The 15,989-nt window shown below is 63.2% G+C and carries 16 protein-coding genes; 6 read left to right on the forward strand and 10 right to left on the reverse strand.

The annotated features are described in order from the left end of the window. Positions 1–43: 43 nt before the first annotated feature. From pbpG to V3596_RS03960, 7 genes are all read right to left on the reverse strand, one after another. A complete protein-coding gene (gene pbpG, locus V3596_RS03930) occupies positions 44–1,009 on the reverse strand; it encodes a D-alanyl-D-alanine endopeptidase (protein WP_395386823.1) in 966 nt (321 codons plus the stop codon). A gap of 134 nt (positions 1,010–1,143) precedes the next feature. Then, positions 1,144–2,685, reverse strand: coding sequence for a 2-isopropylmalate synthase (locus tag V3596_RS03935; protein WP_334276282.1), 1,542 nt, complete (start codon positions 2,683–2,685; stop codon positions 1,144–1,146). 11 nt (positions 2,686–2,696) lie between these two features. After that, the gene (gene leuA, locus V3596_RS03940) at positions 2,697–4,385 is read right to left on the reverse strand and encodes a 2-isopropylmalate synthase (RefSeq protein WP_334276283.1); all 1,689 of its coding nucleotides are present in this window, start codon (positions 4,383–4,385) and stop codon (positions 2,697–2,699) included. Positions 4,386–4,603: 218 nt separating this feature from the next. Continuing rightward, a complete protein-coding gene (gene pssA, locus V3596_RS03945) occupies positions 4,604–5,443 on the reverse strand; it encodes a CDP-diacylglycerol--serine O-phosphatidyltransferase (protein ID WP_334276284.1) in 840 nt (279 codons plus the stop codon). An 80-nt stretch (positions 5,444–5,523) separates the two neighbouring features. Beyond that, positions 5,524–6,540, reverse strand: coding sequence for a ketol-acid reductoisomerase (ilvC, locus tag V3596_RS03950; RefSeq protein WP_334276285.1), 1,017 nt, complete (start codon positions 6,538–6,540; stop codon positions 5,524–5,526). A gap of 48 nt (positions 6,541–6,588) precedes the next feature. Further along, a complete protein-coding gene (gene ilvN, locus V3596_RS03955) occupies positions 6,589–7,080 on the reverse strand; it encodes an acetolactate synthase small subunit (protein ID WP_334276286.1) in 492 nt (163 codons plus the stop codon). A gap of 164 nt (positions 7,081–7,244) precedes the next feature. Beyond that, on the reverse strand, positions 7,245–9,035 hold the full coding sequence (locus V3596_RS03960) for an acetolactate synthase 3 catalytic subunit (RefSeq protein WP_334276287.1): 1,791 nt from the start codon (positions 9,033–9,035) through the stop codon (positions 7,245–7,247). Between the two features lie 255 nt (positions 9,036–9,290). On the opposite strand from V3596_RS03960, the gene V3596_RS03965 reads away from it, so the two are divergent. Genes V3596_RS03965 through V3596_RS03985 form a run of 5 tightly spaced genes read left to right on the forward strand, consistent with a single transcriptional unit; the run spans position 9,291 to position 12,021 of the window. After that, positions 9,291–9,857 carry an RNA polymerase sigma factor gene (locus tag V3596_RS03965; protein WP_282823717.1) on the forward strand — a complete coding sequence of 189 codons (567 nt, stop codon included), beginning with the start codon at positions 9,291–9,293 and terminating at the stop codon, positions 9,855–9,857. After that, the gene (locus V3596_RS03970; RefSeq protein WP_334276289.1) at positions 9,854–10,345 is read left to right on the forward strand and encodes a DUF3619 family protein; all 492 of its coding nucleotides are present in this window, start codon (positions 9,854–9,856) and stop codon (positions 10,343–10,345) included. The genes V3596_RS03965 and V3596_RS03970 overlap by 4 nt, the downstream gene beginning before the upstream one ends. 13 nt (positions 10,346–10,358) lie before the next feature. Further along, positions 10,359–11,138, forward strand: a complete 780-nt coding sequence (locus V3596_RS03975) for a DUF3106 domain-containing protein (RefSeq protein WP_334276290.1) — start codon at positions 10,359–10,361, stop codon at positions 11,136–11,138. After that, complete coding sequence (locus V3596_RS03980) at positions 11,135–11,644, forward strand: RDD family protein (protein WP_334276291.1); 510 nt, start codon at positions 11,135–11,137, stop codon at positions 11,642–11,644. Before V3596_RS03975 ends, V3596_RS03980 begins: the two co-directional genes overlap by 4 nt. Continuing rightward, a complete protein-coding gene (locus V3596_RS03985) occupies positions 11,641–12,021 on the forward strand; it encodes a diacylglycerol kinase (RefSeq protein ID WP_334276292.1) in 381 nt (126 codons plus the stop codon). The genes V3596_RS03980 and V3596_RS03985 overlap by 4 nt, the downstream gene beginning before the upstream one ends. A gap of 4 nt (positions 12,022–12,025) precedes the next feature. On the opposite strand, the gene V3596_RS03990 is transcribed toward V3596_RS03985, so the two are convergent. Both V3596_RS03990 and V3596_RS03995 read right to left on the reverse strand, forming a co-directional pair. Beyond that, positions 12,026–12,364 (reverse strand): P-II family nitrogen regulator, encoded by a 339-nt coding sequence (locus V3596_RS03990; RefSeq protein ID WP_233369985.1) that lies wholly within the window; start codon positions 12,362–12,364, stop codon positions 12,026–12,028. Between the two features lie 40 nt (positions 12,365–12,404). Beyond that, the gene (locus V3596_RS03995) at positions 12,405–14,087 is read right to left on the reverse strand and encodes an NAD+ synthase (protein ID WP_334276293.1); all 1,683 of its coding nucleotides are present in this window, start codon (positions 14,085–14,087) and stop codon (positions 12,405–12,407) included. Between the two features lie 10 nt (positions 14,088–14,097). Here V3596_RS03995 and V3596_RS04000 point away from each other — a divergent pair, with 10 nt between their 5' ends. Further along, positions 14,098–15,285 (forward strand): GNAT family N-acetyltransferase, encoded by a 1,188-nt coding sequence (locus V3596_RS04000; protein ID WP_334276294.1) that lies wholly within the window; start codon positions 14,098–14,100, stop codon positions 15,283–15,285. Between the two features lie 45 nt (positions 15,286–15,330). Here V3596_RS04000 and ppa read toward each other — a convergent pair whose 3' ends face one another. Beyond that, positions 15,331–15,870 carry an inorganic diphosphatase gene (ppa, locus tag V3596_RS04005; RefSeq protein ID WP_334276296.1) on the reverse strand — a complete coding sequence of 180 codons (540 nt, stop codon included), beginning with the start codon at positions 15,868–15,870 and terminating at the stop codon, positions 15,331–15,333. Between the last annotated feature and the right edge of the window lie 119 nt (positions 15,871–15,989).

Consider the following 15,989-nt stretch of genomic DNA (forward strand, 5'->3'; position numbering starts at 1 on the left):
TGAAGGGGCCGCAGCCCCTTCGTTCTCTGTCAGCCTGCCAGGTTCACTCGACCTTGCTGAGACTCGTCGCCGCGGCTGTCGGGTTGGTCGCCAACCACTTGCGGATGCGTTCGGCATCACCGATCCGGGCGTACTTGCCGGTCGAGTCAAGGAACACCATGATCAGCTTGCGGCCTGCCATCTGGGCCTGCATCACCAGGCACTTGCCGGCTTCGTTGATGAAACCGGTCTTCTGGAGGCCGATATCCCAGTCGCGGCTGCTGACAAGGCCATTGGTGCTGCGGAAAGCCATCTGGCGGCGGCCCACCGTGACGCTGTGCGCCTTGGAGGTCGAGTACTCGCGCAGCAGCGGCACTTCATGGGCCACCTTCACCAACGCAGCCAGGTCCTTGGCACTGGACTGGTTGCGGCTGGACAGACCCGTGGGCTCCACATAGTGGGTGTCTTCCATGCCCAGCGACCGAGCCTTGGCATTCATCGCCGCAACAAAGGCATCCAGACCACCGGGATAGTTGCGACCCAGCGCATGGGCAGCTCGGTTCTCGGAAGCCATCAGCGCGAGGTGCATCAGCTCGCTGCGCGGCAGCGTGGTGCCGATGGCCAGGCGTGAGCCAGTGCCCTTCTCCGTGTCCTTGTCGGCATCGGTGATCGTCAGCTTCTCGTCCAGGGGCAGTCCGGCTTCAACCACCACCAGGGCGGTCATCAGCTTGGTGATCGAGGCGATGGGCAGCACCGCCTGCGGATTCTTGGAGAAGAGCACTTCGTTGGTGTCCTGGTCCATGACCAGGGCGACGCTGGACTTCAGGTCCAGCGGATCGTCCACCGAGTGCAGGCCATAGAGCTGGCCAAAAGTGGGGGCGGCTGCCGCGGCAGCCACGACGGCGGCCTTGCGGGGCGTGCGGGTGGCCGGCTTGGACTTGCGGACGACGCTCTGGGCGCTTGCCTTGCCACCGGCCTTGGCCGAGGTGGCCGCCTCGGCCTGGGTCGCCATGAGCGCGCCCGAAGCCATCAGCAAGCCGCTCAAAACGGCTGAGGAAACAAAGGTGGCAAGAGTCTTCAAAAGCGTCCCCAACGGTCAGATGGGCAGTTTATGTGATCAGCAAAAACCTAGCAAGATCAAAAACTTAACCGCCACTCTTCAAGTCAACCTTGCGCTGCGACACGCTCGGTCTTGCTTTGCAGCTTGTTCAAGGCACTCAAATATGCCTTGGCCGATGCGACCACGATATCGGGGTCGGCCCCGACGCCATTGACGACCCGACCCGCATGCTGCAGACGGATCGTGACCTCGCCCTGAGATTCTGTACTGCCACCGGTGATCGCGTTCACCGAGTAGAGGACCATTTCTGCGCCACTTTGCACGGATTGCTCGATCGCGCGAAGCGTGGCGTCGACCGGGCCGTTGCCGTCGCTCTCGACGCGGTGCTCGACAGTCCCGGCGGCAAAGACGATGGCCGCATGCGGCCGCTCGCCGGTTTCAGAACGTTGGGCCAGGGAGAGCAGGCGGTAGTGTTCCTGCTCGGAGCTGACCGATTCGTCCATCACCAGCGCCAGGATGTCCTCGTCGAAGATCTCGTTCTTGCGGTCCGCCAGGTCCTTGAAGCGGACGAATGCGGCATTCACTTCGGCCTCTGACTCGAGCTGGATGCCGAGCTCCTGCAGGCGCTGCTTGAAGGCATTGCGGCCGCTGAGCTTGCCCAGAACAATCTTGTTGGCCGCCCACCCCACGTCTTCGGCACGCATGATTTCGTAGGTGTCGCGCGCCTTCAGCACACCGTCCTGATGAATGCCCGACGCATGGGCAAAGGCATTGGCGCCGACCACGGCCTTGTTCGGCTGGACCACGAAACCCGTGGTTTGCGAAACCATGCGCGAGGCCGCCACGATCTGCGTGGCGTCGACATTCACATCCAGGCCGAAATAGTCGCGGCGAGTCTTGATCGCCATCACCACCTCTTCCAGCGAGCAATTGCCCGCCCGCTCACCAAGGCCATTGATCGTGCACTCGACCTGTCGCGCGCCACCGATCTGCACGCCCGCCAGCGAGTTGGCCACGGCCATGCCCAGGTCGTTGTGGCAATGGACCGACCAGATGGCCTTGTCCGAGTTCGGCACGCGCTCGCGCAAGGTCTTGATGAAGTTGCCGTAGAGCTCGGGGATGGCATAGCCCACGGTGTCGGGGATGTTGATCGTGGTCGCGCCTTCGGCAATGACGGCTTCGACGACACGGGCCAGGAACTCGGGGTCCGAGCGATAGCCGTCCTCAGGCGAAAACTCCACGTCGCCAGTCAGATTGCGTGCGAAGCGCACGGCGAGCTTCGCCTGCTCCAGCACCTGCTCGCGGGTCATGCGCAGCTTCTTCTCCATGTGGAGCTCGCTGGTCGCGATGAATGTGTGGATGCGCGAGCGGGCGGCGCCCTTCAAGGCCTCGGCGGCGCGGCCGATGTCCCGATCATTGGCGCGGGCCAGCGAGCAGACCGTGCTTTCGCGGATCACGTCGGCAATCGCCTTGACCGCTTCGAAGTCGCCATTGCTCGAGGCTGCAAAGCCCGCCTCGATCACATCGACACGCAGCCTTTCCAGTTGGCGCGCAATGCGCAGCTTCTCGTCCTTGGTCATCGATGCGCCGGGCGATTGCTCGCCGTCGCGCAAGGTGGTGTCGAAGATGATCAGTTGCTGCGACATTGCTCGGCTCCTCAGGCTGCCACGTTGGCGTTGAATTTCAGATGACCGCGCTGCGCGGCTCGGCGCAAGCCGGACGCAATGGCCTTCAGCGAGGCGGACACGATATTGGCATCGATGCCCACGCCAAACACCGTCAGCGCATCACCGACACGCAGCTCCAGATAGGCCACGGCCTTGGCGTCCGCACCACTGCCGATGGAATGCTCGTGATAATCCAGCACGCGCACGGCCGAAGCAAGGTGCGCGTTCAGGCCATTGATGAAGGCATCGATTGGGCCGGTGCCCTCGCCTTGCACCTGCACGCGCCGAACACCCAGATCAGCCTGGGCGCGCAGGCTCACTCGGCCCGCGCCCACCTCGCTCGTGACCGGATTCAGGGCAGGGCCTTCGCTGATGCCGTACTCGCGGTCGAAGATGCCCCAGATGTCAGCCGCACTGAGCTCCTTGCCACTGTCGTCCATCACCGCCTGAACAACCTGGCTGAACTCGATCTGCAAGCGACGCGGCAGCTCCACGCCGTACTCGGCTTCGAGCAGATAGGAGATGCCGCCCTTGCCCGACTGGCTGTTGACGCGGATGACCGCGTCGTAGCTGCGGCCCAGGTCTTTCGGGTCCACCGGCAGATAGGGCATGACCCAGATATCGCCTTCCTTGCGAGCAGCGAAGGCCTTCTTGATCGCGTCCTGGTGCGAGCCCGAGAACGAGGTGTAGACCAGGTCGCCCGCGTACGGATGACGCGGATGCACCGGCAACTGCGTGCAATGCTCGGCGCAGCGGCGCACTTCGTCGATGTCAGAGAAATCCAGCTCCGGCGAGACGCCTTGCGTGTACAGATTCAAGGCGATGTTGACGATGTCGACATTGCCCGTGCGCTCACCGCTGCCGAACAGACAGCCTTCGATCCGGTCACCGCCCGCCATCAGCGCGAACTCCGCAGCGGCCGTGCCGGTGCCGCGGTCGTTGTGCGGATGGATGGACAGGATGATGGAATCACGACGCTCCACATGGCGGTGCATCCACTCGACCATGTCGGCAAAGATGTTGGGCGTCGAATGCTCGACCGTGGCCGGCAGGTTGATGATGACCTTGCGCTCGGGTGTTGCGCCCCAGGCCTCTGTCACCGCGTCCACCACGCGCTTGGAGAAAGCCAGCTCGGTGCCGGAGAACATCTCGGGCGAGTACTCGAAGCCGATCTCGGTCTCACGCTGCGCGTCTGCCATGCGGCGGATCATCTGCGTGTGCGCCACGGCCAGTTCGACGATCTGGTCTTCGTCCAGGCCCAGCACCACCTTGCGCATCACCGGCGCGCAAGCGTTGTAGAGGTGGACGATGGCTTTGCGCGCGCCACGCAACGATTCAAAGGTGCGCTCGATCAAGGGCTGACGCGCCTGCGTCAGGACCTGGATGGTCACATCGTCGGGGATCAGGTCTTCCTCGATCAGCCGACGCACGAAGTCGAAGTCGGTCTGCGAAGCCGAGGGAAAGCCGACCTCGATTTCCTTGAAACCGATGCGCACCAGCATCTCGAACATGCGCAGCTTGCGCTGCACATCCATCGGCTCGATCAGCGCCTGGTTGCCGTCGCGCAGGTCGGTGCTGAGCCAGATCGGGGCTTGCGTCAGCTGGGCGTCCGGCCAGGTGCGATCGGTCAATCCGATGGGGGCAAAGGCGCGGTACTTGGTGTTCGGCTGCTTCAACATGGTCGTGCTTCCTGGCAAATCGAGAGGATCGAGATTTGCAACCAGCAGACTATGTACAAGCAAAACGGCCCGCTGCGGGTTGCATACGGGCCGTTGAGATCAAAACGCTTTGGACGTGCGTGCGCGATCAGCGAACCCGAGGTTCGACTGGTAGTAGCAGCGCAATAGCGGCAAACGTCTTCATGGCTTTGGAATATAGCAGAGCTTTTGATCACCGCTCAGCGATGAAGGCCCTGTTCATCAGGTTCATCGGTCGATGTGGCAATCACGCTCACCGGCTTGCCCTTCATGCGCCGGTAGGCGTAGACCACATAGCCGGAAACACCGTAGATGCAGAACACGCCGAACAGCACCGAAGGCGGGTGGATATTGATCAGCGCGATGCCCAGCGCAATCGCCACGATCACGATGAAGGGCACCGAACGCTTGAAGCTCACATCCTTGAAGCTGTAGAACGGCACGTTGGTGACCATGGTCAGCCCGGCATACAGCGTGAAGCCGAAGGCCACCCAGGCCAGCTGCGGGTTGGTGTGCACGGCCGTGTAGCCCGCGTCGTCCATCACCCATACGAGGCCAACCACCAACGCCGCCGCTGCGGGGCTGGGCACGCCCTGGAAGAAGCGCTTGTCCACCACGCCGATGTTCGTGTTGAAGCGGGCCAGGCGCAGTGCCGCCGAAGCGCAATAGACGAAGGCTGCGATCCAGCCGAGCTTGCCCAGGCCTTGCAGGGCCCAGACATACATGATCAGCGCTGGCGCAGCGCCGAAGGAAACCATGTCGGAGAGCGAATCCATCTGCTCGCCAAACGTGCTCTGCGTATTGGTCATGCGGGCCACGCGGCCGTCCAGGCTGTCCAGCACCATCGCGCAGAAGATGCCATAGGCCGACTGCTCGAAGCGGCCATTCATCGCCATCACGATGCCGTAGAAGCCGCCGAACAGCGCCGCCAGAGTGAACAGGTTGGGCAGGATGTAGATGCCCTTGCGGCGTGGCCGAACGGGCGCATCGACGTCGTCGTCATCCACATCGGACGGGGCATTGAGTTTCGGATCGGTCATGGTGCGGGAGGATACAACAGCGTCCCAGTAAAAAAGCCGCACGGCCCTGGGGCGGTGCGGCTTTCGCTAGAGAGGCAAACTCAGTTCTTGGACTGGTCCACCAGACGGTTCTTCTTGATCCAGGGCATCATCGCGCGCAGCTTCTCGCCGACCTGCTCGATCGGGTGCTCGGCCGTCAGGCGGCGGCGCGACAGCAGGGTCGGCGCGCCAGCCTTGTTCTCGAGGATGAAGCTCTTGGCGTACTCGCCGGTCTGGATGTCCTTCAGGCACTGGCGCATCGCGTCCTTGGTGGCCGAAGTCACGACCTTGGGGCCGGTCACGTACTCGCCGTATTCGGCGTTGTTCGAGATCGAGTAGTTCATGTTGGCGATACCGCCTTCATAGATCAGGTCGACGATCAGCTTCAGCTCATGCAGGCACTCGAAGTAGGCCATCTCGGGCGCGTAGCCGGCTTCGGTCAGCGTCTCGAAACCGGCCTTGATCAGCTCGACGGCGCCACCGCACAGCACGGCTTGCTCGCCGAACAGGTCAGTCTCGGTTTCTTCGCGGAAGTTGGTCTCGATGATGCCGGCCTTGCCGCCGCCGTTGGCCGAAGCGTAGGACAGGGCCAGGTCACGCGCCTTGCCGGTCTTGTCGGCATAGACGGCGATCAGGTGGGGCACGCCGCCACCTTGCGTGTAGGTGCCACGCACCGTATGGCCCGGGGCCTTGGGAGCGACCATCCAGACGTCCAGGTCGGCACGCGGCGTGACCTGGCCGTAGTGGACGTTGAAGCCGTGAGCGAAGGCCAGCGAAGCGCCCTGCTTGATGTTGGGTTCGACTTCAGCCTGGTAGACGCTGGCGATCTGCTCGTCCGGCAGCAGGATCATGACCACGTCGGCCGCCTTCACGGCTTCAGCGATCTCGGCGACCTTCAGGCCGGCGTTCTCGGCCTTGGCCCAGGAGGCGCCGCCACGGCGCAGACCGACGGTGACCTTGACGCCGCTGTCGTTCAGGTTTTGCGCATGGGCGTGGCCTTGTGAGCCGTAGCCGATGATGGTGACGTTCTTGCCCTTGATGAGGCTCAGATCAGCGTCCTTGTCGTAATAAACGTTCATGTCGGTCTCCAGGAAAAATCGGTTCAGGGTGTTGGGTAGGGAAATCGTTCAGACGCGGAGAATCCGCTCGCCGCGGCCGATGCCGCTGGCGCCGGTACGCACCGTCTCGAGAATGGCGGCGCGATCAATCGCAACGATGAAGGCATCGAGCTTTTCGGCATCGCCGGTCAATTCGATCGTGTAGGTCTTCTCGGTCACGTCGATGATGCGGCCGCGAAAGATGTCGGCGGTGCGCTTCATCTCTTCACGCTCCTTGCCGACCGCGCGCACCTTGATCAGCATGAGCTCGCGCTCGGTGTAGTTGCCTTCGGTCAGGTCGACCACCTTGACCACCTCGATGAGGCGGTTCAGGTGCTTGGTGATCTGCTCGATCACCTCGTCCGAGCCGGTGGTGACGATGGTCATGCGCGACAGCGAGGGATCCTCGGTCGGCGCCACGGTCAGGCTTTCAATGTTGTAACCCCGTGCCGAGAACAAGGCCACGACGCGCGACAGCGCACCTGGCTCGTTCTCGATGAGCAAAGCAATGATGTGTCTCATGATGAATCTTCGTCCTTCGCGCTCTTCAAGCCGGCGGCGGTAACCGACGGCTCTTGGCCACGCTCTTCGATGGTGGGATTGCTGGGTGGTCCGCTGAGCGGCACGTCTGCCGCCGGGTCGACGCTGGCGCGGTAACGCCAGGATCGCTCGGCAGCTTCAGCGCCTCACAGGTCTTCGGAGCCCAGCAGCATTTCCGAGATGCCCTTGCCCGCCTGGACCATGGGCCAGACGTTCTCGGTCGGATCGGTGCGGATGTCCAGGAAGACCGTGCGGTCCTTCAGGCGCTTCGCTTCGCGCAGCGCACCCTCGACATCACCGGGCTTCTCGACCAGCAGGCCCACATGGCCATAGGCCTCAGCCAGCTTGACGAAGTCCGGCAGCGCTTCCATGTAGCTGTGCGAGTAGCGCTTGCCGTAGTCCAGCTCCTGCCACTGACGCACCATGCCGAGGTAGCGGTTGTTCAGCGACACGACCTTGACCGGCGTGTTGTACTGCTTGCAGGTCGACAGCTCCTGGATGCACATCTGGATCGAGCCTTCGCCGGTGATGCAAAACACGTCTGCATCCGGTTTGGCCAGCTTGATGCCCATGGCGTAGGGCAGGCCGACGCCCATGGTGCCCAGACCACCGGAATTGATCCAGCGGCGCGGCTGCTCGAAGCGATAGAACTGCGCAGCCCACATCTGGTGCTGGCCAACGTCCGACGTGATGTAGGTGTCGCTGTCCTTGGTCAGGTTCCAGAGCGTCTCGACCACCATCTGCGGCTTGATGACTTCGTCGGAATGCTTGTAGGCCAGGCAGTCGCGGCGGCGCCATTCATTGATCTGGCTCCACCAGGCATTGATCGCGTTTGAATCAGGGCGGGCTTGCGCCTCCTTGATCTGATGGATCAACTCCTGCAGCACATCCTTCACGTCGCCGACGATGGGGATGTCCACGCGCACGCGCTTGGAGATCGAGGAAGGATCGATGTCCACGTGGATGATCTTGCGCTCCACGGAACCGAAGTGTTTCGGGTTGCCGATCACACGGTCGTCGAAGCGCGCGCCCACGGCCAGCAGCACATCGCAGTTCTGCATGGTCATGTTGGCTTCATACGTGCCATGCATGCCCAGCATGCCGAGGAAGCGCGGGTCACTCGCGGGCATGGCGCCCAGGCCCATCAGCGTATTCGTGCAGGGGTAGCCCAGCAACTCGACCAGCTCGCGCAGCTCTTTCGAAGCCTCGCCGAGGATCACGCCGCCGCCGGTGTAGATGTAGGGCCGCTTGGCCTGCATCAGCAACTGCACCGCCTTACGGATCTGGCCCGAATGGCCCTTGCGCACCGGGTTGTAGGAGCGCATCTCCACATGCGTGGGGTACTGGAAATGGGCCTTAGCCTGGGAAACGTCCTTGGGGATGTCCACCACCACCGGGCCAGGACGGCCGGTACGGGCGATGTGGAAGGCCTTCTTGAGCGTGACAGCCAGGTCGCGCACGTCCTTCACCAGGAAGTTGTGCTTGACGATGGGACGCGTGATGCCCACGGTGTCGCATTCCTGGAAGGCGTCCAACCCGATCGCCGGCGTCGGCACCTGGCCGGTGATGATCACCATGGGGATCGAATCCATGTAGGCGGTGGCAATGCCTGTGATGGCATTGGTCACGCCTGGACCCGAGGTCACCAGGGCAACGCCAACATCGCCTGTCGCGCGGGCATAGCCGTCAGCGGCATGGACGGCGGCCTGCTCATGGCGTACCAGGACGTGCTGGATGGTGTCCTGTTTGTACAGTGCGTCGTAGATATACAGCACTGCGCCGCCCGGATAGCCCCAGAGGTACTGGACCCCTTCAGCCTGAAGGCAACGAACAAGAATTTCAGAGCCGTTCGGCTCCGAGGAGGGGGAATTGATTTGCGGCTGTGCGCGACCATCCACGGTCGCTGCACGCTTGATGTCCGCGGCAGACATGTCCATTTTTCGAACCTTTGTGAATTTCTCTAACGAAAAACCATCGGTGCTCCTTCTCGCACCCTCGTGAGGTGGATTCGGAACCTGCGCGATCAGAAACGAGGCGCCCCGGTCGGGCGGCCAGCTTGAGACCAAAAACTCATTGTGCGAAGCAGCATTATGCACAGAATTGCTGACACCCCCTCGCATTCCCTAGGGTGAGCCTTCGCAATGCAATAATCGCCACCCTTTGCCAGTGCTGGGTCCCCTGCCCGAATTCCCTTGGCCACCGATAAAGAACTGAACGACTTCCTTCGCAGCGTCGACCGCCGTGCCTTCAAGCGCACGGCGTACATGGTTCGCGACGACGATGCGGCGCTGGACATCGTGCAGGACGCGATGATCAAGCTGGCCGAGAAATACTTCGACCGCCCGGCCGAGGAACTGCCGCTGCTGTTCCAGCGCATCCTGTCGAACGCGACGATGGACTATTTCCGTCGTCAGAAAGTTCGCAGAGCGGTCATGTCGAACATGTCGGACTTCGAGTCCGGGGATCCCGACGACGACTTCAATCTGCTTGAATCACTGGAAACTGGCGATGGCGCCATGGGCGCACTCAGTGCGGCCGACGAGGTTTCCAAGGCCCAGATCTTGCAGGTGATCGAAGCGGAAGTCGCTGAATTGCCCGCCCGTCAACGCGAAGCATTTCTCTTGCGTTACTGGGAAGAATTCGATGTCGCCGAGACAGCTTCCGTCATGGGCTGTTCCGAGGGCAGTGTAAAGACACATTGTTCACGAGCCGTGCATTCGCTCGCGAAATCGCTGAAAGCCAAGGGAATCACGCTATGAACCAGTCAAGCCAAACGCCTCAGGACCCGGATCAAGCGGTCTCGCGCTTTGCGCAGCGCGTGACGGCTGGGCTCGACAAGCAAGCCTCCGGCCTCCCGGTTGACATCACTGAACGGCTTCGCTTTGCGCGAGAGCAAGCACTGACCAAGGCGCGCCGCGAGCGCGCTCTGGCGGCAGCGACCGTGCTGCAGGCGATGGATGTCGGCGGTGGCTCCATGGCGCTGGCTGGCAACGGCCGCTCGCCACGTTGGCTCAAGCTGGCAACACTGTTGCCGCTGATCGTGCTGGCTGCCGGCCTGCTGCTGATCCAGCAGAGCGAGTGGTACGAGCAGATCACCGCGGCCGCCGAGGTCGACACCGCGCTGTTGGCCGATAAACTGCCACCTGCCGCCTACAGCGACCCTGGCTTCCGCGAATACTTGCAGGAAGACCAGCAACAAGCGCCGCAGCAACAGCCGCAGCAGCAACAACAACCAAAACAAGAGTGACGAGCCCCACCCTATGACCCGTCGGCCGCTGGCACACCGGTTCCTCATCCCCTCTTTCGCCCTGCTGCTGAGCGTCGCCGTCTCTGAAGCCGCCCTGGCGCAAGCCGAGGCGGCTTCGGCGCCTGAGGCTGCCCCTTCCAGCGTCGCAGCGCCCAAGCCCGTCAGCCATGCAAGCAAGCCCGCACCCAATGCCGGCGGACGCTGGCAGGGTTTGGCGGCGAGCTACCAGCGCGTGCTCGCGCCCCTGCAAAAGGACTGGGACAGCCTGGACCCGGCCAGCCAGGGCAAGTGGTTGGAAGTCGCCGGCCGCTACGGCACGCTGCCGGCCGAAGAGCAAGCTCGCATCCAGCAAAGAATGGGGGAATGGGCTCACATGACTGTGGCGGAGCGCCAGCAGGCCCGCTTCGGCTACAAGGGTGTCCAGCAGATCAAGGCCGATGACCGCCAGGCCAAATGGGAAGCCTACCAATCGCTGCCGCCTGAGCGTCGGCAGGAACTGGCTGACAAAGCAGCACTCAAGGTCGCCCAGAAGGCCAGCGCGCCGGCCACAACGCCCGGCGCTGGTGCAGGCTCCAAGTCCAATTTGGTGCCCGCCGCCCCGGCCACGCCCACTGGTCGCCCGGTTGCGCCGTCGGTGCTGCAAGCCAAGCCCGGCGCCACCACCGTGCTGATCACGCAGACGCCTACGCCCCCCCGCCATCAAATGCCTGGCATGCCCAAGCTGATCGCCGACCCGAGCCTGGTCGATCCGAAAACCCTGCTGCCCAAGCCCTCCTCGGCCCCTGCGCAATGAGCGAGCCGACCCCAAGCCTGCCGGGCATTGCCCGTCGGATGGCCTGCTTTGTCTATGAAGGCCTGCTGTTGTTCGGTGTAGCCGTCGTCACGGCTCTGGTCTTCTCACCGCTCGTTGGCCAACGCAACGCCATGGACTACCGGGTAGGCTTGATGGCGGTGGAGGCCTTGGGCTTCGCCTCCTACTTTGTGTTTTTCTGGACCAGGAGCGGCCAGACGCTCGCCATGAAGACCTGGCACATCAAGGTGGAGCGGCTTGACGGTTCGCCACTGACCTTCGCCCAGGCTTTGGCGCGCCACCTCCTGTCCTACGCATGGTGGCTCTTGCCGGTCATGTCGACCCTGCAATTGCGTCAGCATGGTCTGGGAATGGCCGCCGTCCTGTGCGTTGGCACGCTCGGCGTTCTCGCCTACGCGCTGCTCGCCAAGGTCCTGCCGGGCCAACAGTTCTTGCACGATGTCGTCTGCGGAACGCGCCTGGTCACCCAACTCCCAGTGAAGCGATGAGCAATCCACACAAGGGCCGCACCGGCATCGACCGCATCATCCACGCGGCCGGCTATTCGATGGAAGGCCTGCGCGCCGCGTACACGGGCGAGAGCGCTTTCCGGCAAGAGACCTGGCTGTGTGTCGTTGCGACGCCCGTTGCCTTCTGGCTGGGGCAAAGCTGGGTCGAGATCGCTCTGCTGCTGGGCTGCCTCGCGCTGCTCCTGATCGTGGAGCTGCTGAATTCGGCGGTGGAGGCGGCCATCGACCGCATCTCGTTCGACCGTCATGAACTATCCAAGCGCGCCAAGGACATTGGCAGCGCCGCGGTCTTCATCGCGCTGACGCTGTGCGGCGGCATCTGGGGCACGGCGCTGTGGCAGCGCCTTGCCCAATAAGGCCTTAAACGGCCGCTTCGTCCGTCTCACCGGTGCGGATGCGCACCACTTGCTCCACCGGCGTGACGAAGATCTTGCCGTCGCCGATCTTGCCGGTCTTGGCGGCCTTCAGGATCGCATCGATGCAGCGGTCGACCTCATCGTCCTTGACCACGACCTCGACCTTCACCTTGGGCAGAAAGTCGACCACGTACTCTGCACCGCGATAGAGCTCGGTATGACCCTTCTGGCGTCCGAAGCCCTTGACCTCGGTGACCGTCAGGCCGGAAGCACCCACCTCGGCCAGCGCTTCGCGCACTTCGTCAAGCTTGAAGGGTTTGATGATGGCGGTGATCTGCTTCATGGTGCTGCGCTCCGGCAAATGGCTGTGTGTTGACCCTGATTTAAGCACGGAACCTGGACGTGATCGGGTAGCGCCAGTCGCGTCCGAAGGCCCGGTGCGTGATGCGGATGCCCACGGGCGACTGGCGGCGCTTGTACTCGTTGAGCTTGATCAGCCGCGTGACCCGCTCGACGTCGGCAGCGGCATAGCCGGCCGCCACGATGTCGCTGATCGAGCGGTCTTCTTCCATGTACATCGCCAGGATGGCATCCAGCACCTCATAGGGCGGCAGGCTGTCCTGGTCCTTTTGATCCGGACGCAATTCAGCCGAAGGCGGCCGCGTGATGATGCGCTCGGGAATGACTGGGCCGATGGTCCCGTCTGCCCGCTTCGTCGGCTGTTGGTTCTTCCACGTGGCGAGGCGGAACACCAGGGTCTTGGCCACATCCTTGATCACCGCGAAACCACCGGCCATGTCGCCGTACAGCGTGCAATAGCCGGTCGCCATCTCGCTCTTGTTACCGGTAGTCAGGACAATGGAGCCAAACTTGTTGGACAGGGCCATCAGGAGCGTGCCGCGGATGCGTGCCTGGATGTTCTCCTCGGTGGCATCGAGCGGCAGGCCTGTGAACTCGTCAGCCAGCGTCGCGTTGAAGGCCTCGAACATCGGCACGATGGATTTTTCGTCGTAGCGCACGCCCAGGCGCTCGGCCATGTCGCGCGCATCAATCCAGGAAATATCGGCCGTATATGGCGACGGCATCATCACCGTGCGCACCTTGTCTGCGCCCAGCGCATCGACGGCGATGGCCAGCACCAGGGCCGAGTCAATACCTCCGGAAAGCCCGATCAAGGCGCCCGGGAAACCGTTCTTGCCGAGATAGTCGCGCACGCCGAGCACCAGGGCGCCCCAGACCTGCGCTTCCAACTCAGGCACCGGCACGAGCTCGCCGGAAGGCGTCGCTTGTGCGTCGAATTCGATCAGCGGCATCGCCTCTTCGAACATCGCAGCGCGCGCGGCCACGCGCCCATCGCGGCCCACTGCGAACGAAGCGCCATCGAAGACCACCTCATCCTGGCCGCCAACCAGATGCGAGTACAGCAGGGGCAGCCCGACATCGCGCGACCGCTCAGCCATGCGCTGCTCCCGCTCCTCGACCTTGCCAACGTGGAAAGGCGATGCGTTCAGCACGCACAACACTTCGGCCCCCGCCGCCTTCGCTGCGCGCGCGGGCTCATCAAACCAGGCGTCTTCGCAGATCAGCACACCGAAGCGCCGACCCTCGACCTCAAACACCAGCGGCTCCTCGCCCGCGTCGCGGCCCGAGACGAAATAGCGGCGCTCGTCGAAGACCTGGTAGTTCGGCAACTCGCGCTTGCAGTACGTGCGCAAGACCTGTCCCCCTGCCAGCAGCGAGGCCGCATTGAAGCGGCGCAGCACGCTCAGGCTGCGCGACCTAAGATCGCCCTCGCGTTGATACGGATGACCGACCACGACATGCAAGCCCTCGCAATCGGCCAAGGCCGTCGCAATGCCCTTCAAGGCCTCGTCGCAGGCCTCGATGAAGGCCGGGCGCAGGAGCAGGTCTTCAGGCGGATAGCCGCACAGGCTCAGCTCAGGCGTGAGCAGCAGGCGAGCGCCGGCCGCATGCGCGCGACGGCCCCATTCCACGATCTTGCCGGCATTGCCTGCGAGGTCACCGACGGTGACATTGATTTGCGCCAGCGCGACTTTCAGGGACATGGATGAGGGCATGAAAACTAGGCCAGAGAATTATGTCATCCGGGTTCAAGCCGACCCGGGCGAATTGGCAATTCCTGCCTGGAACGCCTTGCTTGCAACGCAGGCGCAGCCCACGCCCTTCATGCGGCTGGAGTACCTGCAGGCGCTGCACCAATCCCGCAGCGCCACGGCGGACACCGGGTGGCAGCCGCAGTTCATCGGCATCTGGGAAGGCGATGAGCTGCTGGCGGCCTGCCCCGTCTGGTTGAAATCACACAGCTACGGCGAGTATGTATTCGACTGGGCGTGGGCCGATGCCTACCGCCGTCATGGCCTCGAGTACTACCCCAAGCTGCTGGTGGCCGTGCCCTTCACGCCGGTACCGGGCAGCCGGCTGCTGGCCCGCAATGAAGAGAAGCGCGCCCTCCTAGTCCAGGCCCTTCAAGCGCTCGCGGAACAGCAGGGCCTGTCGTCCATCCACCTGCTTTTCGGCGCGCCACAAGACCATCAGGCCGCCACCGACCATGCGTGGCTGCAACGCGAGGGCGTGCAGTTCCACTGGACACAGCGTGTGCCCGAACCCTTCGTCGATTTCCAGGACTTCCTCGCCGCGCTGCAGCGTGACAAGCGCAAGAAGATCCAGCAGGAGCAGCGTCGCGTGCGCGAGGCCGGCGTGAGCTTCAAAACCCTCGAGGGCCCGGCAATCACTGAACAGGCTTGGGACTTCTTCTACCACTGCTACCAGCTCACCTACAGAGCGCACCACAGCACGCCCTACCTGACGCGAGATTTCTTCCGCCTGATGAGCGAAACGATGGCGGCGAACTGGCTGCTCTTCATCGCCATGCGTGAGGGTGTGCCGATTGCGGCGTCACTGCTCGCGCTGGACCCAGAGCGCGGCGCCGCCTTCGGCCGCTACTGGGGCGCCATCGAGCAAATCCCCTGCCTGCATTTCGATGCCTGCTACTACCAGCCCCTGGCCTGGTGCATCGAGCACGGCTACCGCCGCTTCGAGGGCGGCGCCCAGGGCGAGCACAAGATGGCGCGCGGGCTCTTGCCGGTGCCAACGCAGTCGTCACACTGGCTGGCGCATCCCGACTTCAGTGATGCAGTGGCCGAGTTCCTGGCTCGGGAGGGTCAGGCCATGCGCGGCTACGTGAACGAGCTGGAAGAGCACCAGCCCTTCAAGGCTGGAACCAGCGCCCAGAGCCCGAAATAAAAAAGCGCCCTCGAGGGGCGCTTTGACGTTCAGGGCGAAAGCAGATTACTTCTGCTGCGTCTTCGCGTAGTTCGCCAGGCCGGCAACGATCTCGGCCCTGGCCGACTCGGGGCCTTCCCAGCCCTGCACCTTGACCCACTTGCCAGGCTCCAGGTCCTTGTAGTGCTCGAAGAAATGCTGGATGGCCTTCAGGCGCATCTGGTTGATGTCTTCGGGCTTCTGCCAGTGGTCGTAGATCGGCAGGATCTTCGATGTGGGCACGGCCAGCAGCTTGGCGTCGCCACCGGCTTCGTCATCCATCTTCAGCACGCCGATGGCGCGGCAGGTCACCACCACGCCCGGGGTCAGCGCGAAGGGCGTGATCACCAGCACGTCGACCGGATCGCCGTCGTCCGACAAGGTGCGCGGGATGTAGCCGTAGTTGCACGGATAGTGCATGGCCGTGGTCATGAAGCGGTCGACGAAGAGTGCGCCGCTTTCCTTGTCCACTTCGTACTTGATCGGATCGGCGTTCATCGGGATCTCGATGACGACGTTGAATTGCTCGGGCGCCTTGGCGCCGGGGGTCACGTTGTGCAGGCTCATCGCGGTTCTTCTGTAATGCCAGGGGAAACCCGAATTCTACGGTGCCCGCTTGCCCTGTCCTGACGCCGCGCATTCCCAATCTCGTTTACCCGCATTTCGCTGGTAAATACGCAGCCCGC

Source organism: Roseateles microcysteis (assembly GCF_036880965.1).
GTDB lineage: Bacteria > Pseudomonadota > Gammaproteobacteria > Burkholderiales > Burkholderiaceae_C > JAUASW01.